Here is a 19,781-nt window from a genome sequence, read left to right as displayed (position 1 = left end):
ACCTTGCGCGTACTACTGACCGGACACCAGGGCTACCTGGGCACCGTGATGGCCCCGGTCCTCGCCGCCGCCGGACACGAAGTCGTCGGCCTTGACTCCGGCCTGTTCGCCGACTGCGTCCTCGGCCCGGCACCCGCGGACCCGAAGGGGCACCGGGTGGACCTGCGCGACGTCACGGCCGAGCACGTGGCGGGGGTGGACGCCGTGATCCACCTGGCCGCGCTCTCCAACGACCCGCTGGGATCGCTGGCGCCGGAACTCACCTACGACATCAACCACCACGCGTCCGTAACGCTGGCCCGGCTGGCCCGCGACGCCGGCGTGCGGCGCTTCCTGTACGCGTCGACCTGCTCGGTCTACGGCGCCGCCGGCGGCGAGGACCTGGTCGGCGAGGACGCCCCGCTGCGCCCGGTGACGCCGTACGCGGAGTCCAAGGTGCGGGTCGAGGACGACCTGCACGAGCTGGCGGACGCCGACTTCACCCCGGTGTACATGCGCAACGCCACCGCCTTCGGCTACTCACCCCGGCTGCGCGCCGACATCGTGCTGAACAACCTGGTGGGCCACGCGCTCCTCTCCGGCGAGGTCCTGGTGCTCTCCGACGGCACCCCCTGGCGCCCGCTGGTGCACGCCGCCGACATCGCCCGGGCCTTCACCGCCGCGCTGACCGCGCCGCGCGAAGCGGTGCACGACCGGGCGTTCAACATCGGCAGCGAGATCAACAACGTGACGGTCGCCGAGATCGCCGAGCAGGTAGCCGAGGCGGTGTCCGGGGCGAAGGTGGTGATCACCGGGGAGACCGGTGCCGATCCGCGGTCGTACCGCGTGGACTTCTCCCGGTTCCGCGCCGCGATCCCCGGCTTCGAGTGCGAGTGGACGGTGAAGCAGGGCGCCCTCGACCTCGCCGACGCCTACCGGAAACACGGGCTGACCCGGGAGGACTTCGAGCGGCGCTTCACCCGGCTCGCCGTGCTGCGCGCCGCGTCCGAGGCCGGCGCAGTCGACGACACCCTGCGGTGGCGCGGATGACCGCGGCCGGCGAACAGCCGGTGACCTCGACCGGCGACGAGATGTACGCGCTGGTGGAGCGGCTGTACCCGCTGTGCCGCAGCATCACCGGCGACGGGGTGCGCGCCACCTTGGACATCGTCGGGGAGTACATCCCGCTGCGGGTGCACGAGGTGCCGACCGGGACCCAGGTGCTCGACTGGACGGTGCCGCAGGAGTGGAACATCCGGGACGCGTACATCGCCGACGCCGACGGCCACCGGGTCGTCGACTTCGCCGCGTCCAGCCTGCACGTGCTCGGCTACAGCGTGCCGGTGTCGGCGACCATGCCGCTGGCCGAGCTGCGCGCGCACCTGCACACCCTGCCGGACCACCCGTCCTGGGTGCCGTACCGCACCAGCTACTACAAGCCGGAGTGGGGGTTCTGCCTGGCCCAGGAGACCCTGGACGCGATGCCGGACGGCGAGTACGAGGTGCGCGTCGACTCCACACTCGCCGACGGCCACCTCACCTACGCCGAGCACGTGGTCCCCGGGCAGGTCCCCGACGAGGTGATCGTCTCCTGCCACGTCTGCCACCCGTCGCTGGCCAACGACAACCTGGCCGGCATCGCGGTGGCGACGTTCCTGGCCCGGGCGCTGGCGCGGGAGACGCCCTACTACACCTACCGGTTCTTGTTCGCGCCCGGCACCATCGGGGCGATCACCTGGCTGGCCCGCAACGCGGAGCGGGTGAACCGGGTCAAGCACGGGCTGGTGCTGGCCTGCGCCGGGGACCGGGGTCAACTTACGTACAAGCAGAGCAGGCGCGGTGACGCGGAGATCGACCGGGTGATGGAGCACGTGCTGGCCGCGTCCGAACGCCCGCACCGCGTCGCCGAGTTCACTCCGTACGGCTATGACGAGCGGCAGTTCTGCTCGCCCGGGTTCGATCTGGGCGTGGGCTCGCTCACCCGGACCCCGTACGCGGGCTACCCCGAGTACCACACCTCGGCGGACAACCTGCACTTCGTCTCCCCGGAGGCGATGGCCGACACCCTCGCGGTCTGCCGGGAGGCGTTCGCCGTCCTCGACCGCAACCGGCGGTACGTCAACCTCAGCCCCTACGGCGAACCGCAGCTGGGCCGGCGCGGGTTGTACGACGCGCTCGGCGGCCGCAGCGACACCAAGCAGGCCCAGATGGCCATGCTCTGGGTGCTCAATCTCTCCGACGGCGAGCACAGTCTGCTGGAGGTCGCCGAGCGGTCCGGGCTGCCGTTCGCCACCGTCGCCGCCGCGGCCGGCGCCCTGCTCGGCGCCGGGTTGATCAAGGCATGACGCCGATGACCACCGAGGGGGAGAATCCGCGGACAACAGCGCCACCGGCCGGATCCGCCAAGCGGACCCTCGCCGGCCGGCTGTCCTGGGGACTGGCCGACCAGGCGGTCTCCAGCATGTCCAACTTCGCGGTGGGCATCTACGTGGCCCGCTCGCTGGGGGTGTCCGCGTTCGGGGTGTTCAGCCTGGCCTGGGTGACCTACGGCGTGGTGCTCAACGTCTCCCGCGGCCTTTCCACCGACCCGCTCGTGGTGCGCTTCAGCGGCGTGTCGGACACCTCCTGGCGCGGGGCGGTGGCCCGGTCGTCGGGTACCGCGCTCGGCGTCGGTACCGCCCTCGGCGTGGTGTCCGTGCTGGCCGGGCTGGGCCTCGGCGGCCGGGTGGGGCCCGCGTTCGTCTGCCTCGGGGTCATGCTGCCGGGGCTGCTGCTCCAGGACGCCTGGCGGTTCTCGTTCTTCGCCGCGGGCGCCGGGCGGAAGGCGTGTCTCAACGACCTCGTGTGGGGCGTCGCGCTCGTCCCCGCCATGGTCGTCGCGGCCCGCGTGGGCACCGTGGCCGCGTATCTGCTCGCCTGGGGCGCGTCCGCCACGGTGGCGGCGGGGTACGGCTACGTCCAGTCCGGCATCCGGCCCCGGATGGCCGAGGCGCGCGGGTGGCTTCGCGAGCAGCGCGACCTCGGCTACCGGTACCTGGTCGAGAACGTCAGCCTCAGCGGCGCCAGCCAGCTGCGGGCGTACGGGCTCGGCGCGATCGCCGGGGTCGGCGCGGTGGGTGCGGTGCGGGGCGCCGAGCTCCTGATGGGCCCGTTCCTCGCCGTGCTGATGGGTCTGTCGCTGGTCACCGTCCCGGAGGCGGCACGGGTGCTGCGGCAGGCCCCGCACCGCCTCGGCCCGTTCTGCCTCCGACTGGGCGGCGGGCAGGCCGCCGCAGCGCTGATCTGGGGCGGGCCGCTACTGCTGATGCCGGACCGGCTCGGCGAGCTCGTCCTGGGCGGCGTCTGGCACTCCGCCTCGCAGCTCATCCTGCCGATCACCCTCGGCGTCGCGGGCGCGGGCCTCGGCACCGGCGCGGCGGCCGGGCTGCGTGCGCTCGGCGCGGCCCGGCACAGCCTGCGCTGCCAGCTGTTCGCCTCCTGCTGTTACGTCGGTGGCGGGCTCGGCGGAGCCGCCGCGGCCGGCACGGTCGGCTCGGCCTGGGGCGTCGCCGCCGCGACCGTCAGCGGCTCGGCTGTGTGGTGGCTGCAACTGCGGTCCGCCCTGCGCGAGCACCACCACGACTCCGTTCCCGAAGTGAGGACCTCATGACCGACCGACCCAGGCTGAGCATCGGCCTGCCCGTGTACAACGGCGAGGAGTACCTGGCCGAGTCGCTCGACGCCCTGCTCGGCCAGACCTACGAGGACTTCGAACTGGTCATCTCCGACAACGCCTCGACCGACGGGACCGAGGGCATCTGCCGCGAGTACGCCGCGCGGGACTCGCGCGTCCGGTACCTCCGGCTGCGCCGGAACATCGGCGCCACACCCAACCACAACCGGGTGTTCGCCGAGTGCCGCGGCGAGCTGTTCAAGTGGGCCTCGCACGACGACCTCTACGGCCGGGACCTGCTGCGGGCTTGCGTGGAGGCGCTGGACGAGCGGCCGGACGTGATCCTCGCCCACGCCGACCAGGCCGTCATCGACGGCGACGGCCAGGTGAAGGTCCCCTACGAGTACACGCTCGCCACCGACTCACCGCACCCGCCGGAGCGCTTCCGCAGCATGCTGTTCGAGCCCGGCGGTGACGACTTCTACGGGGTGATCCGGGCCGACGCGCTGCGCCGGGTCAAGCCGATGGACAGCTACCACCACGCGGACCGCACGTTCGTCGCCGAGATCGCCCTGCACGGGCGCTTCCACCAGGTGCCGGAGCTGCTGTACTTCCGCCGCGACCACCCCACCCGCGCCGAGCGGGCGAACCCCTCCAAGCGCGCCCGGTGCGTCAACCTGGACCCGCGCCGGGCCGGGCCGCTGCACCCGACGCCCCGGCTGCTCGCCGAGTACGTCTGGGGTTTCGCCTCGGCGATCCGGCGGGCGCCGCTCTCCGCGGCCGACCGGCGCGCCTGCTACCGCCACCTGGCCGCGTGGATGACCAGCCGGGTCCGGCCGGGCGCCGGCGAGCGGGTCGAGGACCGCGCCCCGGTCGACCCGGGCGGGCTCACGATCTCCGTCGACGCCCTCGTCGCCGGCCGTGAGGGGAGGCGGGCGTGAAGCGCGCGACACGGGTGGGGGTGTTCGGGCTGCTCGGCTCCGGCAACCTCGGCAACGACGGGTCGCTCGAGGCCGTGCTCGGCTACCTGAGCGCCGAGCACCCGGAGGCGGTCGTGGACGCGCTGTGCGGCGGACCCGAGGCCGTCACGGCCCGGTTCGGCATCCCCGCGACGCGGCTGCACTGGTACCGCGGGGAGTACCGGACCGCGTCGCGTGCGGGCGCGATCGCGGGGAAGGGCCTGGGCAAGCTCGTCGACGTCTTCCGCACCGCCGCCTGGGTGCGCCGGCACGACGTGGTGATCGTGCCGGGCATGGGCGTCCTGGAGGCCACACTACCACTGCGGCCGTGGGGCTTCCCGTACTCGCTGTTCCTGCTCTGCGCGAGCGGCCGGGTGCTCGGCACCAAGGTCGCGCTGGTGAGCGTCGGTGCCGCCGAGATCGGCAACCGGCCGACCCGGGCCCTGGTGCGCTGGTCGGCGCGGCTGGCCGCGTACCGGTCGTACCGGGACGCCCAGTCGCGCGACGCGATGCGGGCGATGGGCGTGGACACCGCGCGCGACGAGGTCTACCCGGACCTCGCGTTCTCCCTGCCGGCGCCGGATTGGGGTATCCCCTGCTCGGAGCTTGTCGGAGAGCTTGGGGAAGCGCCTCCGGGCGCGCCGGGCCGAGTCTGCGTCGGTGTCATGGACTTCCACGGCGGCGACGACGACCGCGCCCGGGCCGAGGAGATACACCGGCGCTACCTCGACGGGACGATCCGGTTCGTCCGCGCGCTGGTCGAGGAGGGCAGGCCGGTCCGGCTGCTCACCGGCGACCAGTGCGACGCGTCGGTGGTCGCCGCGATCCTCGACGCGGTGGACTCGCCGCTGGTCACCGCCGCCGAGCCGGCCTCACTGGCCGATCTGATGAAGGAGATGGCGGCCGCCGAGACCGTGGTCGCGGTCCGCTACCACAACCTGATCTGCGCGCTGAAGACCGGCACACCGGTGCTCGCCCTCAGCTATGCGGCGAAGAGCGACGCGCTCATGGACCGGATGGGCCTTGGCGCCTACTGCCACCCGGCGCGCGAGGTCGACGCCGACCGGCTGCTCGAGCAGTTCCGGGCGCTGGAGAAGCACTCGGCCGAGCTGCGGCAGACCCTCACCGAGCGGAACCAGGCCGCCGCCCGGCAACTGGAGCACCAGTTCACCGCCTTGACCGCGGCCCTGTTCCCGACGACAGACCACGCCCACACCCACGCCCTACGGAAGGCCCCATGAAAGCGACCGAAGTCCCGGAGATCGCCGGGGCGTACCTGTTCGAGCCGACGCCGTACGCCGACGAGCGCGGCTTCTTCTGCCGCACCTTCGACGCCGACGTGGCCCGCTCGGTGGGTCTCGACCCGGACGCCTTCGTCCAGGACAGCCTGTCCCGCTCGGTCCGGGGCGTGCTGCGCGGCATGCACCTGCGCTCCGGCGCCGGCGAGGCCAAGCTGGTGCGGTGCTCGTACGGGAGGATCTTCGACGTCGTCGTGGACCTGCGGCCCGACTCGCCGACGTACCGGGGCCGGGCCTTCTTCGAGCTGTCCGGCGAGACGCAGGCGACCCTCTACATCCCGGCGGGGTGCGCGCACGGCTTCCAGGCGCTCACCGAAACCGCTGACACCTCCTACCGGATCGACCGCCCGCACGATCCGGCCGAGGACGTGACGATCGCCTTCGACGACCCGGAGCTCGCCATCCCCTGGCCGCTGCCGGTCACCTCGATGTCCCAGCGGGACCGGAAGGCGCCGAGCCTTGCCGAGATACTGCGGCACAAGGAAGGGTGAAGTCGGTTTGGGACCCGAAGAGTTCCGCCTGCCCCGGTCGCGGGCGGCCAACGAGCGGCTGCACGCCATGATCCCCGGGGGCGCGCACACCTACGCCAAGGGCGACGACCAGTACCCCGAGAACCTGGCCCCGGTCATCAGCCACGGCCACGGCGCCCACGTGTGGGACATCGACGGCAACCGCTACATCGAGTACGGCTCCGGCCTGCGGTCGGTCAGCCTGGGCCACGCCCACCCACGGGTGATCGAGGCGGTGCGGCGGGAACTCGACCGCGGCAGCAACTTCGTCCGGCCGTCCATCATGGAGGTGGCGGCCGCGGAACGCTTCCTGGCCACGGTGCCGACCGCCGAGATGGTGAAGTTCGCGAAGAACGGCTCCGACGCCACCACCGCCGCGGTGCGCCTCGCCCGCGCCGCCACCGGGCGCCCGCGGGTGGCCATCTGCGCCGACCATCCGTTCTTCTCCACCGACGACTGGTTCATCGCCACCACGCCGATGTCCGCCGGCATTCCGGCGCCGACGTCCGACCTCACCGTGACGTTCCCGTACGGAGACCTGACCGCCACGGAGGAGTTGCTCACCCGCCACCACAACGAGGTCGCCTGCCTGATCCTCGAACCCGCCACCCACACCGAGCCTCCGCCCGGCTACCTCGAGGGCCTCCGCGAACTGGCCGACCGGCACGGCTGCGTGCTGGTCTTCGACGAGATGATCACCGGCTTCCGCTGGTCCGAGGCGGGCGCCCAGGGCCTGTACGGCGTCGTCCCCGACCTCTCCACGTTCGGCAAGGCGCTGGGCAACGGGTTCGCCGTCTCCGCGCTGGCCGGGCGCCGCGACCTGATGGAGCGGGGCGGCCTGCGTCACTCCGGCGACCGGGTGTTCCTGCTGTCCACCACGCACGGTGCGGAGACGCACTCCCTGGCCGCCGCGATGGCCGTGCAGACCACCTACGCCGAAGAGGGCGTCACCGCGCGGCTGCACGCCCTCGGCGAGCGGTTGGCCGCCGGGGTCCGCGACGCCGCGGCCGTCATGGGCGTCGGCGACCACGTCGTCGTCCGGGGCCGGGCCAGCAACCTGGTCTTCGCCACCCTCGACGAGAACCGGCAGCCCTCGCAGCAGTACCGCACCCTGTTCCTGCGGCGGCTCCTCGCGGGCGGGGTGCTGGCCCCGTCGTTCGTGGTGAGCAGCGCGCTCACCGACGCCGACATCGACCACACCGTCGACGTGGTGGCCCAGGCGTGTGCGGTGTACCGGAAGGCACTGGACGCCGCCGACCCCACCCCCTGGCTGGCCGGACGACCGGTGAAGCCCGTGTTCCGCCGCTTGGCGTGACGCCCGCGCGACGGGCCGTCAGCGGCACTCCTGCCGACCGGCGTCGGCCATCGGATCGGCCATCCGATCGGCCATCCGATCGGCCAGCCGGTCGACCAGCCAGGCGGCCGCGGGTGTCACCGCCAGCGCGGTGCACCAGCCGCCGAGGACATCGGTCGGGTAGTGCGCGCCCAGGGCGACCTGCGCCCAGCCCATGGCGGCGCCGGCAACCAGGGCCGCGGCGAGCACGAGTGACATGCCGGCCGTCCTGCCGAGGCCGAGCCGGCCGGTCACGAGCAGCGCCACCACGAGCGCGAGCGCGGTGAGGAAGGCGGTGTGCCCGCTCGGGTAGGACAGGTTGGCGTCGCCGTGGATGGTGCGTCCCACCAGGTGCTTGAGGAGCGTCGCCGTCCCCACGGCCATGCCGGCGCCGGCGACGAGGAGCACCGCCGCGCGAGGACGCCGAAGGAGCAGGCAGCCCGTCACGGCGGCCACGACCAGCGTCGCCGCTCCGGCGGGCTCCCCCAGGAAGTCGATGGCCAGGGCGACGCGCCGCCACGGCGGTCGCACACTGTCCGCCGTCGGCTCGACGATCCATCCATCCACCCCGCCGGGCTCGCCGTGCCCGGCGTACACGACCCCGAGCACGGCGACCACCAGCGCGGCGAGCGCCGCGATCAGCCCGAGCCACGCGCGCAGGCCCCGGGGCAGCACCGCGGGCGCCGGCCGGCCGGTCACCGTCAGCTCACCGGGACGGGCAGGATGCGGCGCAGCGGGTCCTGCGGGAGCCTGCCGTGTCGCTTCCACTCCCGGGGGTACCCGACGGACACCTCCTGGAAGCGCACCCCGTCCTCCACGGTCACCCGCGGGATGTGCAGATGGCCGTAGACGACCGTCTCGGCGCGGAACCGCACATGCCAGTCGGCGGTCAGCTCGGTGCCGCACCACAGCGCGAAGTCGGGGTAGCGGAGCACCTGGGTGGGCAGCCGGGTGAGCGGCCAGTGGTTGATGAGCACGGTCCGCAGCTCGGGGTCGCAGGCGGCGAGCCGCCGCTCGGTCTCCGCGACCCGGGCCCGGCACCAGGCGTCGAGGGTCGGGTACGGGTCCGGGTGCAGGAAGTGCTCGTCGGTGCAGATCACACCGGCCTCGTGGGCGTGGGCGAGCGCCGCTTCCTTGGTGTGGATGCCGTCGATCCGGAAGGTGTAGTCGTAGAGGAGGAACAGCGGCGCGATGGTCAGCGGGCCGCCGCTGCCCCGCCACACCGGGTACGGGTCCTCGGGGGTGACGATTCCCTTGGCGCGGCACATCTCGACCAGGTGCTGGTAGCGGGCGACGCCGCGCAGGTCGAGCGGATCCTTGGGATGGGTCCACAGCTCGTGGTTGCCCGGCGACCAGATGACCTTGGCGAACCGTTCGCTCAGCAGGCCCAGTGCCCATTCGATGTCCGTGGACAACTCGCCGACGTCCCCGGCGACGATCACCCAGTCGTCGTCGGAGCCCGGCCGCAGCCGCTCCACGATCGCCCGGTTCTCCTCGTAGGCCACGTGCAGGTCGCTGATGGCGAGAAGCTCGCCCCGGTGCGTGCCGCCCATTACTTCTCCTGTCTCCCGAAGGTCATCGTCGTCGGTTCGGTCGCGGTGTGTCCTGCCACGGCGGGACACCGTCCGGTGCCCCGGCCCGCCGCGGTGCGGTGGCCGCCCGGCCGGCGGGCCGCGGGCCCCGGCGGCACCATCGCCACGTCCGGCTCGCGCACCCCGGCCCGCTGGGGCACCGTGGGAGGGACAACCGGACCACCGCACGGAGCGCGAACCGGACCACGGCACGGAACGGAAGGGCCGCCATGTCCCAGCACACCTATCGGGTGACCGAGATCGTCGGCTCTTCGCACGAGGGCCTCGACGACGCCATCCGCAACGGCCTCGCGCGCGCCGCGCAGACCCTGCGCAACCTGGACTGGTTCGAGGTCACGCAGATCCGCGGCCAGATGCTGGACGGCAGGCCGGAGCACTACCAGGTGGGTCTGAAGGTCGGCTTCCGTCTGGAGGACCCGGGGAGCGGCTCCAGCGGCTCCTGAGGCGCCCTCAGTCGCCACGCCTGTGCTTCCCCATGTCTCCCCCTCTTCAGCGGTCCGGCATCGTCCCGCTCATCCGTGTCCGGCCCGCGCGTGCCGCGCGTCCTGCCTGAGCAGCAGCGTACGGGAGTTGACGCGGGGGCACACAGGCGCCTCAGGCCCGACGCCGCGCGGCCCCGTCGGACGCCCCGGACGCCCCCTGACCGGCGGGGCGGTCCCTGACGGGCGCCTCCCAGTCGATGCGGTGGCCGGTGAGCCAGTCGTCGGCGCCCGCGCTCGCCCGGCCCAGCCGGTACGGCAGCACGGTGTCCCGCAGTATCCGGCCCACCGGGCCCGGGGTGGTGTGGCGTGACATCGCGGCGCTGGCGGCCACCACCCGCTCCACCCGCTCCCGGCGCAGCGCCTCGAAGGCGGCGAACGCCCGTCGCGGGGGCAGGTCGCGCAGACACCTGGCGAGCATCACACCGTCCTCGATCGCCATCGAGGCACCCTGGGCGGCGTTGGGCGCGGCGGCGTGCGCCGCGTCCCCGATGACGATCATCGCCTCGCGGGACCAGGTGGGGGTGGAGGCGATGTCGTAGGCGCCGCTGGCGACGATGGAGTCCCCGGTGGCGCGGACGATGCCGGCGGCCGGGGTCCGGTCCTCCGCGAAGAGCCCGGCGACGCGGTCCCGCCACTGGTCCGGCGTGACGGCCGCCAGCTGCTCCTTGGGCAGTTCGGGGCCGGGCACGTTGGCGAACCACCAGACCTCACCGTCCGGGGCCACCGTGCAGCCGAAGAAGGCGTGCCTGCCGTAGATCATGGTGTAGGCGCCGGGCTCGGGGGGTTCGGGGACGTCCCGGGTGTAGCCGCAGACCGTGGTCTGGCCCGTGTACCGGGGCCGCGGCGCCGCCGCGTCGATGAACTTCCGGGTCGTCGAGTGGATGCCGTCCGCGCCGATGAGCACGTCGCCCTGCGCGCGGCCGCCGTCGGCGAAGGAGGCAACCATGGTCCCGTGCGGCGTGGTGTGCGCGGCGACGAAGCGCTTGCCGTGCTCGATGCGCACCCCACGCCGCTCCGCCTCCTCGTGCAGCACCCGGTAGAGGGTGGCGCGCTTGAGCGTGCGGGGTCCCGCCGCGCCGGGTGCGCGGTCCCGGCGTCCGGCGATCGGCCGCGAGCCGAGCCGCTTGCCGGTGTTGCTGACGAAGTCGACCCGGTCGGCGGGGAAGGAGTGGGCGAGCAGCGGCTCGTGGGCGTCGATGGTGCGCAGCGCCTCGACCCCGTTGGCGAAGACGGTGAGGAACGCGCCCACGTCGTCCGCGCCACTGGGGTACGCCTCGTGGACGACCGCGTCGATCCCGGCCTTCCGCAGGGCCATGGCGGTCACCACTCCGGCGATACCGCCACCGATGATCAGGGCGTTGGTCATGCTGCTCCATACGGGTCGGGGTCGGGCATGCGTTCGCGGAACAGCGCTATCAGGACCGATCCGCACCGTCCAGACCCCGGACCGGCTACGAGCCGGTCAACCGTGCGAGCAGCAGGGGGAGTTCAGCCGGTTTGCGCGTCGTCAGCGGGTTTCTCGGCGAGCTGCTCGGAGGGGGCCTCGGTGTAGGCGATCACCTGCTGGGGGCGGAGCACCTGGCCGCGCCAGACGTATCCGCGCCGCACCGTCCGGGCTATCGAGCCGACCGGACGGCCGTCGTCCGCCGGCCGGCTGCCGACGATCTCGTGCCGGGACGGGTCGATCGCGCCCTCGTCGTGCACATCGGCGACGTCGCAGGCGGCGAAGAGCCGGATGAGCCGGCCGTCCAGCCAGCGCAACGCGACCGCCGCCTGCTCAGGGTCGGCCGGTCCGTCGCCGCCCTCGGTGAGGTCGGTCAACCAGTCGGCCAGCCGGAGCAGTTCGGGCACCACCGGGTGCGGTTGGTCCGCCTCGGCGCGCCGGCTCAGCTGCTCGGCGCGGAGTTCGGCGGCCTCGGCGCGCAGCAGTTCGTTCTCGGCGCGCAGCCGGGCCAGCCGGCTTCGGGTGAGTGGGTTCCATGACATCGTCGTCTCCCCTGTGGCGATGTCCGGGCCATCGCCGACGGCGTCGGTTCATCCTGATCATGCCAAGGCGGGGGCCAAGGGCGGTCTCCGTACGGAGGCGGTGGTGGGGATGCCCAGTGTGCCGCCAGGCCACCGGCGCGTACAGCACATCGCCATGTTCCTTCACCGGCGTGTCCCGGCTACTTCAGCAGGCGGGACATCCGTCGGTCGGCCAGCGGCTTGCCACCGGTCTGGCAGGTGGGGCAGTACTGGAGGGAGGAGTCCCGATAGGACACTTCCAGGATGGTGTCACCGCAGACCGGGCAGGGCTCGCCGGTCCGCCCGTGCACCCGCATCCCGGTCTTCTTCTCCGCCTTGAGATCTCCGGCCGCCAGCCCGCGGGAGCGCTCGACGGCGTCCGACAGTGTGGAACGCAGCGCCTGGTAGAGGGCTTCGGTCTCGTTCTCGGTCAGGTCGGCCGCGAGCCGGAAGGGTGACATCCGCGCCGCGTGCAGGATCTCGTCCGAGTAGGCGTTGCCGATGCCCGCGATGACGGACTGGTCACGCAGGACCCCTTTGATCTGGTGCCGCACACCCCGCAGCAGCCCGGCGAACACCTCCGGGCCGAAACCCTCGGCGAGCGGGTCCGGACCCAGCCGGGCGATGCCCGGCACCGCCTGCGGGTCGTGCACGACGTACACCGCGAGCCCCTTCTTGGTGCCCGCCTCGGTGAGGTCGAAGCCGCTGCCCTGCCCCGCGCCCTCCCCGGCGGGGCCGCCCGCCGGCTCCGCCAGCACGGCGCGCAGCGCCAGCGGCCCCCGGCCCGGGCGCGGCGGGATGGGCGGCAGATCGGTCCGCCAGCGCAGCCAGCCGGCCCGCGCGAGATGGACGATCAGATGCGGACCGTCCTCGGTGGTGAGGTCGAGGAACTTGCCGTGCCGCCGGGCCGCGCGGACGGTACGCCCCTCCAGCGCGCCGACCGGCGGATCGTAGGTCTTCAGCACGCTCACCGCGACCGGGTACACATGGGCGATCTCCCGGCCGACGGCGTGCTCGGTCAGAAACCCGGCGAGGGCCTCCACCTCGGGCAGCTCCGGCATGGCACCAGTCTGCCGCAGCCCGCCCGCCCGGCAACCGCAGCCGGCCTCCCGGTCTGCCGGTGCTGACGGCGGTCGATCCGGCGGTGACATGGCATCCGGCGCCCCTGGGCGATGCCGGTAGCCTGCGCGATGGCGGTATGTCCGGCTCATGCGCGAGTGCTCCTTGCGCCCGGCTGCCCTGGAGGGGACGGATGACCGAGCAGCATGTGGTGACCTGGGAGGTCACCGGGAGCGGCGGGTACGAGACGGCGTGGGTGACGATCTCGGGCACCGGACTGCGGGCCCAGGGCCGGGTGCTGGCGCTGCGCCCCGAGCCGTACTGGATGGCGTACGAGCTGGAGACCGGCCACGGCTATGTGACCCGGCGCCTCCAGATCACCGCCGAGACGGTGTCCGGCAGCCGCCGCCTGGACCTGCGGCACGACGGCGGCACCTGGACGGCCGGCGGCAAGCCGCTGCCCGAGGTGGACGGCGCGCTCGACTGCGATCTGGGCATGTCGCCGATGACCAACACGATGCCGGTGCTCCGCCATCAGTTGCACACCAATCCGGGTGAGCGGGAGTTCCTGATGGCCTGGGTGTCGGTGCCCGATCTGACCGTCCGACCGTCCCGGCAGACGTACACGCATGTGGGGGTGACGGAGCGCGGGGCGCGGATCCGCTACGCGTCGGGGGACTTCTCCAGCGATGTCGAGTTCGGCCGGGACGGGCTGGTGCTCACCTACCCCGGCATCGGACACCTGCTCCGCACCGACTGATGCCCCGGCGGTCGGCCTGACGCCGCCACCAGAGCCGCGGTGAACGGGTGGGCGGGCCGGTCCAGCACCTGGGCGGTGGGGCCCTGTTCGACGATCTCGCCCGCGTCGAGGACGGCGATCCGGTCGGCCGGCGCCGCGGCGTCCAGGTCATGGGTGATCAGCACCAGGGCCAGGTCGTCGCGTTCCCGCAGCGGCCCTGCCAGCAGGTCGAGGATGCCGCGCCGGGTGACCGGGTCCAGGCCGGAGGTGATCTCGTCACAGATCAGCACCCGGGGCCGGGCCAGCAGCGCGCGGGCGAGCGCGGCGCGCTGGAGTTCCCCGCCGGAGAGTTCGCCGGGCCGCCGCCGCACCAGCTTCTCGTCCAGCCCCATCCCGGCGAGCGTCTCCCGCGCCTCGGCGGCGGCCTCGCCGGGGGTGGCGCCGCGCAGCCGCACCGCGGTACGGGCCACCTGGCCGAGCACCGGCCGGTACGGGTCGAAGGCCGCCCGGGCGTCCTGGAAGACGTACTGCACCGCGGCGAGTTGCGCGCGGCTGCGGGCGCGCAGGCTGCGCGGCAGCGGTGTGCCGTCCAGTCGCACCTCGCCCTGGTAGTCGCGGTGCAGCCCGGCCAGGCACCGGGCGAGGGTGGTCTTTCCGCTGCCGGACCGGCCGACGACGGCCAGGCAGCGGCCGGAGCGCACGGCGAGGCCGGCTTCGCGCAGCACGGCGACGCGGCCGTGCCGCGCGGTGAGCGCCCGCGCCCGCAGCACCACCGCGCCGTCGCCCCCGGAGGGCCGGGCGCCGGGCGCGGCAGCCGCGCCCGGCGCCGCGGGCCGGCGCGGCGCGGCCGATCCGCCGGATGCGGCGGTCTCGGCGCCCGGGGCGGCCGAGCCGGGCGCGCCGGCGGGCCCTGAGGTGGCGGCAGGCTGGGCCCCGGTGGCGGCGGGCCGGGCGGCGGAGGCGGCCGCGGCGGCGAGGAGTTCGCGGGTCCACGGGTGGCGCGGCGCCAGCCGGATCCGCTCGGCCGGGCCGGACTCCACCACCCGCCCGTCCTTCATCACCACGATCTCATCGGCGAGTTCGCGGACCACCTCCAGGTCGTGGCTGAGCAACAGCACCGCGATGCCCTGGGCGGCGAGCGCGGCGAGTTCGCCGACGATCCGCCGCTTGGTCAGCGCGTCCTGTCCGGTGGTGGGTTCGTCGGCCACCACCACCCGCGCGCCGAGCAGCAGAGCCTGGGCGATGACGACCCGCTGCTGCTGGCCGCCGGAGAGCTGGTGCGGGTAGCGGCGCAGCAGTTCCTCACCGTCCGGGAGCTGGGCGAGTTCCAGGGCGCGCAGCACGCGTGCCCGGATCGCGTCCCGCCGTTCGCGGCGCGGCAGCGCGCGCGCCCGGGTGCGGGCGATGTCCTGCAGCAGAGCCCCGACGCGGCGGACCGGGTTGAGTACGGCGGCGGGGTGCTGCGGCACATAGCCGACCAGCCCTTCCTCGACCCGGACCTCGCCCGACACCACCGCGCCGGGCGGGTACTCGCCGAGCAGCGCCAGGCCGGTGGTGGTCTTGCCGCTGCCGGACGCGCCGATCAGGGCGGTCACCGCGCCGGGACGGGCGGTCAGGCTCACCCCGTCGACGATGGCCCGGCCGGCGATCTCGACCCGCAGTTCCCGGATTTCGGCCACCGCGCTCATCGGTGGGACTCCCTTCGCCGGCCGTCGCGCGCCAGCGCGGCGTCGAACAGCAGGTTGGTGCCCATCGAGAGGGCGACGATCAGCAAGGCGGGGACGACCACGGCCCAGGGCTGCACGAACAGCCCGGTGCGGTTGCGGTCCACCATCACGGCCCAGTCGGCGGCGTCCGGTTCGACGCCCACCCCCAGGAAGGCGGCGGTCGCCACCAGGTAGAGGACCCCGGTCAGGCGGACGCCCGCGTCGGCGGTGAGGGTGCGCAAGACAGCCCGGCCGACGTAGCCGAGCGCGATCCGCCCCCAGCTCTCGCCCTGCATGCGCAGCGCCTCCACCGCCGGGCGGGCGGCCACCTCGGCCGCGGTGGCCCGCACGATGCGGGCCGCGTCGGGGATGTTCACCAGGGCGACCAGCAGCGCCAGTCCCGCCGCACCTGGCGCGTAGACGGAGGCGACCAGCAGTACCGCCAGCAGGGACGGCACCGCCAGCAGCACATCCAGCGGCCGCATCAGCACCTCCTCCAGCCACGGCCGGTGGGTGAGCGCGGCAGTGAGGCCCAGGGGCAGGGCGACGGCGTAGGCCAGCGCGGTCGCCGCGAGCGCGACCACCACCACCGACCGGCCGCCGAGCAGCACCTGCCGCCACACGTCGCGTCCGACGAAGTCGGTGCCGAGCCAGTGGCCGCCGCCGAGGGTGAAGGAGGCCGCACGGTCGCCCGGGTCACCTGCGAACAGCGGCCCGAGCAGGGCCAGCAGCAGCGGGGCCGCGACCAGCAGCGCGCCCAGCCCGTATCTGCCCAGCCTCGCCCTGGCCGGTCCGCATCTGCCCCGCCCCGGCCCGGCCGGCCCGTAGGTACCCGGCCGCGCCCCGGTCTGCCGCGGTCCGCCCGGCTTCGGTCCGCCCCGCTTCGTCCGACCGGTCATGCCGCCACCCCCGCCCGGGGCGCCAAGCGGTGCGCGACCAGGTCGGCGCCGAGATTGAGCGTGACGGAAACCAGCCCGAAGACGACCGCGAGGCCCTGGACCACCGGCACGTCCCGCGCCGCCACCGCGTCCATGAGGACCGTGCCCAGGCCCGGGATGACGAAGAGCGCCTCCACCACGATCACCCCGCACAGCAGCCAGTCGACGGTGCGGGCCAGCTGTTGTGCCGCCGGCGAGACGGCGTTGGGCAGTGCGTGGGCATAGCGGACGCGGGCTCGGGAGACCCCGTAGCGGCGCGCCTGGGCGACGTACGGCGAGGCCAGCGCGTCGATCATGCCGGCGCGCACCAGCCGGCTGATCGAGCACACCGGCCGGGACAGCAGCACCAGCACCGGCAGCACCAGCGCCGCCGGATGAGCGGCCAGGTCGGTGCCGTAGCCGACGGCCGTGGGCGGCAGCCACTCCAGCCGGAGGGCGAAGACCGTCACCAGCAGCACGCCGAACGCGAACTCCGGGACCGCGTAGATGCCCAGGGTCGCCGAGCTGATCAACCGGTCGGCCAGGCCGCCTTCGCGGCGCGCGGCGAGCACCCCTAGCCCGACCGATACCGGTACCAGCAGGGCCACGGTCAGCCCGGCGAGCAGCAGGGTGGGGCCGAACCCGTCGGAGAGGTAGCTGGTGACGGGGCGTCCGGAGGCGAGCGAGGTGCCGAAGTCGCCGTGCCCCATCCCGGCCGCCCAGTCCGCCAGCCGCTGGTAGGCCGGCCGGTCCAGCTCCATTTCCTCGCGGATCGCGGCGATCCGCGCCGGATCGGGCTGGTCACCGGCGAGCGAGGTGGCGGCGTCGCCCGGCAGGGCCTCGGTGAGCGCGAAGACCAGCACCACCAGGGCGGCGATCTGCAACACCCCCAGGACCAGCCGCCGCACCAGCCAGGAGCGCAGACCGCTCACGCGAGCCAGACCCGGTCGAAGCGGGCCCAGTCCAGGGTGTTGGCGGGGGCCCGGTCTTCCACGCCGCGCACCGTCCGCGCCGTGCCGACGATCCAGTCGGCGAAGCCCCAGATCAGGAATCCGCCCTCGGCGTACAGCCGGCGCTGCATGCGCTCGTAGACCGCGGCGCGCTGCTTGTCGTCCCTGGTGGACTGGGCCTGCTGGTAGAGGGCGTCGAAGTCCTTGTGCTTCCAGTGGGTGGCGTTGGTGGTGGAGTCGGTGAGCAGCCGCTGGGAGATGTGCGATTCGATGGGCATGGCGCCGGAGCGGTAGCAGCACAGGGTGCCGGAGTCGAGGATGTCGGCCCAGTAGCTGTCCTTGCTGCCCATCCGGACCTTGATCGTGACGCCCGCCTTGGCGGCCTGGTCACGGAAGATCCCGGCGGCCTCGGTGAATCCCGCGGCGACGGCCGAGGTGTCCAGGGTGACCCGGAGGTCCTCGGCACCGGCCCTCTTGAGCAGGTGGCGGGCGCGGTCCAGGTCCTGCTCGCGCTGCGGGAGACCGTCGGCGTAGTACTGGTATCCCTTGCCGAAGAGGTCGTTGCCGATTTCGCCCGCGCCGGAGAGGGCGCCGTCGATCAGCTCCTGGCGGTCGGCGATGAGGAAGAACGCCTCCCGGACCCGCTTGTCGTCGAAGGGCGCCCGGTCGGTCTTCATCGCGAAGCCCTGCATGGCGCTGTTGCGCAGTCGGACGATTCTGATCCGGCCACCGTGCTCATGGGCGCGGGCGGTGGTCGGGTTGAGCTCGTGGGCGTACTCGATCTGCCCGCCGAGCAGGGCGTTGATGCGTGCCGACTCCTCGTTGGCGACGATCAGCTCCAGCTCGTCGAGGTGCGGCGCGCCGTCCCAGTAGTCGTCGTTGCGCCGGAAGACCGCCTTCCGGCCGGGGGCGAAGGAGACGAAGCGGAAGGGGCCGGAGCCGATGGGTGCGCGGTCGAAGTCGTCGGCGCCCTTGGGGACGATGTACGCGCCGAACGCGGCGAGGATGTCGGGGAATTCGGCGGTGGGCCGCTTGAGCCGGAATTCGATGGTGCGCTTGTCCGTGGCCCGGCTGGCCGCCAGGTCGATGGGCTCAAGCGATGCCTTGGCGCGGTAGGCCTTCTTCGGGTCGGCGATGCGCCGGTAGCTGTACAGGACGTCGTCGGCGGTGACCGGCTTGCCGTCGTGGAAGGTCGCCTCGCGCACGGTCACCTTCCAGCGGTCGAGTCCGGCGTTCGGCTCCCAGCCCGAGGCAAGCCGGGGGACGGCGGACATGTCCGCGCCGTAGTCGGCCAACTTGTCGAAGAGGGCCTTGGCGCGGGCGGCGTCCGCGAAGAGATTGGTCAGGTGCGGGTCGAGGGTCTCGCTCGCGCCACCGCCGGCGAAGGCGGCTCGCAGCCGTCCGCCGCGCTTGGGCTTGCCGCCCTCGTCACCGGAGTCGGCGGGGCCGGAGGATCCGCATCCGGCGAGGGTGAACGCGCCGAGGCCGGCGGCCCCGGCCGCGCCGGTGGCGGCGAGGAAGCCGCGGCGGTGCAGACCGGGGGTGGATGTGCCGATGGGGGTGCGGGCGGGGTGGTGCCGGTCCGGGGACGGGGTCATGGGGTGCTCCTTACGGGGGATGGGGGTGGGGGTTGTCGTCCGTTACGCGTCCGGCGTCAGCCGGGCGACGAGGTGCAGCCGGTCGCCGTCCGCCGCGCCCGGCTGCTGATCGCCCGGGTCCTGATCGCCCGGCCGCGCGTCGCCCGGCTGCCGGCCGTACGGCTCCTGGTCGCCGGGCTGCCAGGGCGGTTCCGTGCGCGGGCCCGGCCCGTCGTGCAGCGCGAGCACCGTGAAGCCGTGGGTGGCGAGCACGTACCGCAGTTCCTGGGGGAAGAGCAGCCGCCAGGCCGAGCGCTGTTCGACCGGTGGCGTGCCGTCGTCGGTGGTCCACACCCGCACCCGGCGCAGCAGCTGCGCCGCCCGGTCCACGCCCAGCGTGGTGACGGACCGGTAGCGGGTGCCCTGCCAGGCGAACCGGCTGACAGCGGGCGCGTCGAGCAGTTCGGTGCGGCCGAGAAAGAAGGCCCCGTTGCGCATCTCGGCGATCAGCAGACCGCCCGGGGCGAGCGCGCGCCGGCAGGAGCGCAGCAGGCCGTCCAACTCCTCGTTGGTGTGGCAGTACAGGAAGGCGCTGTCCAGGCAGACGACGGCGTCGAAGGCCCGCTCCCCCAGGTCGAAGTCGCGCATGTCGGCGCGGACGTAGGTGGGTCCGGGGTGGTGGGCGCGGGCGTGGTCGAGCATCGCCTCCGACAGGTCGGCGGCCACCACGCGGCGTCCGGCGGCGTGCAGCCGGGCGGCGTCGCGTCCGGTGCCGCAGCCGAGGTCCAGGACGCGGGGCCCGGCGCCGTACGCCCGCAGGCAGGCTTCGGCCCAGCGGGCGGCCCGCCGGTCGGGGTCGGGGAACCGGGCCTCGTACAGCGAGGGGTGGTCGGTGAGCAGGTTTCCGGACCCGGTGGCGGTGGTGAGGCTGGTCTCGGAGTCGGCGCAGGGGTCGGAGAACGGGTCGGTCACGGGGTCGGACACGGTGGCGGCCAGGGAGGCAGGCATGGAGTCGGTCATCGAAG

19 protein-coding genes are annotated in these 19,781 nt (G+C 73.7%); 9 read left to right on the top strand and 10 right to left on the bottom strand.

Features of this window, described 5'->3' with window-relative positions; all coding sequences use genetic code 11:
* Window positions 1–3: 3 nt before the first annotated feature.
* From AC4BDD_RS28220 to AC4BDD_RS28190, 7 genes are read left to right on the top strand one after another with little or no spacing between them, the layout of a single operon-like run.
* Window positions 4–1,029, top strand: a complete 1,026-nt coding sequence (locus tag AC4BDD_RS28220) for an NAD-dependent epimerase/dehydratase family protein (protein ID WP_490688286.1) — start codon at window positions 4–6, stop codon at window positions 1,027–1,029.
* Window positions 1,026–2,324 (top strand): DUF4910 domain-containing protein, encoded by a 1,299-nt coding sequence (locus AC4BDD_RS28215; protein WP_490688285.1) that lies wholly within the window; start codon window positions 1,026–1,028, stop codon window positions 2,322–2,324. Before AC4BDD_RS28220 ends, AC4BDD_RS28215 begins: the two co-directional genes overlap by 4 nt.
* Window positions 2,321–3,628, top strand: a complete 1,308-nt coding sequence (locus AC4BDD_RS28210; RefSeq protein ID WP_490688284.1) for a hypothetical protein — start codon at window positions 2,321–2,323, stop codon at window positions 3,626–3,628. Before AC4BDD_RS28215 ends, AC4BDD_RS28210 begins: the two co-directional genes overlap by 4 nt.
* On the top strand, window positions 3,625–4,572 hold the full coding sequence (locus AC4BDD_RS28205) for a glycosyltransferase family 2 protein (protein WP_490688283.1): 948 nt from the start codon (window positions 3,625–3,627) through the stop codon (window positions 4,570–4,572). Before AC4BDD_RS28210 ends, AC4BDD_RS28205 begins: the two co-directional genes overlap by 4 nt.
* Window positions 4,569–5,831, top strand: coding sequence for a polysaccharide pyruvyl transferase family protein (locus tag AC4BDD_RS28200; RefSeq protein ID WP_490688282.1), 1,263 nt, complete (start codon window positions 4,569–4,571; stop codon window positions 5,829–5,831). Before AC4BDD_RS28205 ends, AC4BDD_RS28200 begins: the two co-directional genes overlap by 4 nt.
* On the top strand, window positions 5,828–6,379 hold the full coding sequence (locus AC4BDD_RS28195) for a dTDP-4-dehydrorhamnose 3,5-epimerase family protein (RefSeq protein ID WP_490688281.1): 552 nt from the start codon (window positions 5,828–5,830) through the stop codon (window positions 6,377–6,379). Before AC4BDD_RS28200 ends, AC4BDD_RS28195 begins: the two co-directional genes overlap by 4 nt.
* Before the next feature lie 7 nt (window positions 6,380–6,386).
* Window positions 6,387–7,712 (top strand): glutamate-1-semialdehyde 2,1-aminomutase, encoded by a 1,326-nt coding sequence (locus AC4BDD_RS28190; protein WP_490688280.1) that lies wholly within the window; start codon window positions 6,387–6,389, stop codon window positions 7,710–7,712.
* A gap of 18 nt (window positions 7,713–7,730) precedes the next feature.
* Here the strand turns inward: AC4BDD_RS28190 and AC4BDD_RS28185 are convergent, their stop codons facing one another.
* On the bottom strand, window positions 7,731–8,429 hold the full coding sequence (locus AC4BDD_RS28185) for a phosphatase PAP2 family protein (RefSeq protein WP_490688279.1): 699 nt from the start codon (window positions 8,427–8,429) through the stop codon (window positions 7,731–7,733).
* 2 nt (window positions 8,430–8,431) lie between these two features.
* Window positions 8,432–9,283 (bottom strand): metallophosphoesterase family protein, encoded by an 852-nt coding sequence (locus tag AC4BDD_RS28180; protein ID WP_490688278.1) that lies wholly within the window; start codon window positions 9,281–9,283, stop codon window positions 8,432–8,434.
* A gap of 248 nt (window positions 9,284–9,531) precedes the next feature.
* Between AC4BDD_RS28180 and AC4BDD_RS28175 the strand changes: the two genes are divergently transcribed.
* Window positions 9,532–9,765, top strand: coding sequence for a dodecin (locus AC4BDD_RS28175; RefSeq protein ID WP_490688277.1), 234 nt, complete (start codon window positions 9,532–9,534; stop codon window positions 9,763–9,765).
* Window positions 9,766–9,916: 151 nt separating this feature from the next.
* On the opposite strand, the gene AC4BDD_RS28170 is transcribed toward AC4BDD_RS28175, so the two are convergent.
* The 3 genes from AC4BDD_RS28170 to AC4BDD_RS28160 all read right to left on the bottom strand — a co-directional run bounded on the left by AC4BDD_RS28170 (window position 9,917) and on the right by AC4BDD_RS28160 (window position 12,869).
* Window positions 9,917–11,170 carry an FAD-dependent monooxygenase gene (locus tag AC4BDD_RS28170; protein ID WP_490688276.1) on the bottom strand — a complete coding sequence of 418 codons (1,254 nt, stop codon included), beginning with the start codon at window positions 11,168–11,170 and terminating at the stop codon, window positions 9,917–9,919.
* 122 nt (window positions 11,171–11,292) lie between these two features.
* Window positions 11,293–11,790, bottom strand: a complete 498-nt coding sequence (gene grpE, locus AC4BDD_RS28165; RefSeq protein ID WP_490688275.1) for a nucleotide exchange factor GrpE — start codon at window positions 11,788–11,790, stop codon at window positions 11,293–11,295.
* A gap of 179 nt (window positions 11,791–11,969) precedes the next feature.
* Complete coding sequence (locus AC4BDD_RS28160) at window positions 11,970–12,869, bottom strand: Fpg/Nei family DNA glycosylase (RefSeq protein ID WP_490688274.1); 900 nt, start codon at window positions 12,867–12,869, stop codon at window positions 11,970–11,972.
* A gap of 191 nt (window positions 12,870–13,060) precedes the next feature.
* On the opposite strand from AC4BDD_RS28160, the gene AC4BDD_RS28155 reads away from it, so the two are divergent.
* Window positions 13,061–13,627 (top strand): putative glycolipid-binding domain-containing protein, encoded by a 567-nt coding sequence (locus tag AC4BDD_RS28155; protein WP_490688273.1) that lies wholly within the window; start codon window positions 13,061–13,063, stop codon window positions 13,625–13,627.
* On the opposite strand, the gene AC4BDD_RS28150 is transcribed toward AC4BDD_RS28155, so the two are convergent.
* From AC4BDD_RS28150 to AC4BDD_RS28130, 5 genes are read right to left on the bottom strand one after another with little or no spacing between them, the layout of a single operon-like run.
* A complete protein-coding gene (locus AC4BDD_RS28150; protein ID WP_490688272.1) occupies window positions 13,591–15,294 on the bottom strand; it encodes an ABC transporter ATP-binding protein in 1,704 nt (567 codons plus the stop codon). The genes AC4BDD_RS28155 and AC4BDD_RS28150 overlap by 37 nt on opposite strands.
* Window positions 15,291–16,211, bottom strand: a complete 921-nt coding sequence (locus AC4BDD_RS28145) for an ABC transporter permease (RefSeq protein ID WP_490688271.1) — start codon at window positions 16,209–16,211, stop codon at window positions 15,291–15,293. Before AC4BDD_RS28145 ends, AC4BDD_RS28150 begins: the two co-directional genes overlap by 4 nt.
* The gene (locus AC4BDD_RS28140; protein WP_490688270.1) at window positions 16,208–17,161 is read right to left on the bottom strand and encodes an ABC transporter permease; all 954 of its coding nucleotides are present in this window, start codon (window positions 17,159–17,161) and stop codon (window positions 16,208–16,210) included. Before AC4BDD_RS28140 ends, AC4BDD_RS28145 begins: the two co-directional genes overlap by 4 nt.
* Window positions 17,158–18,777: an ABC transporter substrate-binding protein gene (locus AC4BDD_RS28135; RefSeq protein ID WP_490688269.1), complete on the bottom strand. Its 1,620-nt coding sequence runs from the start codon at window positions 18,775–18,777 to the stop codon at window positions 17,158–17,160. The genes AC4BDD_RS28140 and AC4BDD_RS28135 overlap by 4 nt, the downstream gene beginning before the upstream one ends.
* Before the next feature lie 42 nt (window positions 18,778–18,819).
* Window positions 18,820–19,776 (bottom strand): class I SAM-dependent DNA methyltransferase, encoded by a 957-nt coding sequence (locus AC4BDD_RS28130; RefSeq protein ID WP_490688268.1) that lies wholly within the window; start codon window positions 19,774–19,776, stop codon window positions 18,820–18,822.
* Window positions 19,777–19,781: the final 5 nt, after the last annotated feature.

This window comes from Streptomyces sp. JLBT605 (assembly GCF_058215555.1).
Note: the sequence above shows the minus strand (reverse complement) of the source record. Positions and strands in the feature narration are given on the sequence as shown.

What these genes read in the sequence shown, in the direction of transcription:
- AC4BDD_RS28150 (WP_490688272.1), bottom strand. Translation starts at nt 15,294, where the DNA reads ATGAGCGCGGTGGCCGAAATCCGGGAACTGCGGGTCGAGATCGCCGGC.
- AC4BDD_RS28170 (WP_490688276.1), bottom strand. Translation starts at nt 11,170, where the DNA reads ATGACCAACGCCCTGATCATCGGTGGCGGTATCGCCGGAGTGGTGACC.
- AC4BDD_RS28195 (WP_490688281.1), top strand. Translation starts at nt 5,828, where the DNA reads ATGAAAGCGACCGAAGTCCCGGAGATCGCCGGGGCGTACCTGTTCGAG.
- AC4BDD_RS28215 (WP_490688285.1), top strand. Translation starts at nt 1,026, where the DNA reads ATGACCGCGGCCGGCGAACAGCCGGTGACCTCGACCGGCGACGAGATG.
- AC4BDD_RS28210 (WP_490688284.1), top strand. Translation starts at nt 2,321, where the DNA reads ATGACGCCGATGACCACCGAGGGGGAGAATCCGCGGACAACAGCGCCA.
- AC4BDD_RS28155 (WP_490688273.1), top strand. Translation starts at nt 13,061, where the DNA reads ATGACCGAGCAGCATGTGGTGACCTGGGAGGTCACCGGGAGCGGCGGG.
- AC4BDD_RS28145 (WP_490688271.1), bottom strand. Translation starts at nt 16,211, where the DNA reads ATGACCGGTCGGACGAAGCGGGGCGGACCGAAGCCGGGCGGACCGCGG.
- AC4BDD_RS28180 (WP_490688278.1), bottom strand. Translation starts at nt 9,283, where the DNA reads ATGGGCGGCACGCACCGGGGCGAGCTTCTCGCCATCAGCGACCTGCAC.
- AC4BDD_RS28160 (WP_490688274.1), bottom strand. Translation starts at nt 12,869, where the DNA reads ATGCCGGAGCTGCCCGAGGTGGAGGCCCTCGCCGGGTTTCTGACCGAG.
- AC4BDD_RS28205 (WP_490688283.1), top strand. Translation starts at nt 3,625, where the DNA reads ATGACCGACCGACCCAGGCTGAGCATCGGCCTGCCCGTGTACAACGGC.
- grpE (WP_490688275.1), bottom strand. Translation starts at nt 11,790, where the DNA reads ATGTCATGGAACCCACTCACCCGAAGCCGGCTGGCCCGGCTGCGCGCC.
- AC4BDD_RS28130 (WP_490688268.1), bottom strand. Translation starts at nt 19,776, where the DNA reads ATGACCGACTCCATGCCTGCCTCCCTGGCCGCCACCGTGTCCGACCCC.
- AC4BDD_RS28135 (WP_490688269.1), bottom strand. Translation starts at nt 18,777, where the DNA reads ATGACCCCGTCCCCGGACCGGCACCACCCCGCCCGCACCCCCATCGGC.
- AC4BDD_RS28175 (WP_490688277.1), top strand. Translation starts at nt 9,532, where the DNA reads ATGTCCCAGCACACCTATCGGGTGACCGAGATCGTCGGCTCTTCGCAC.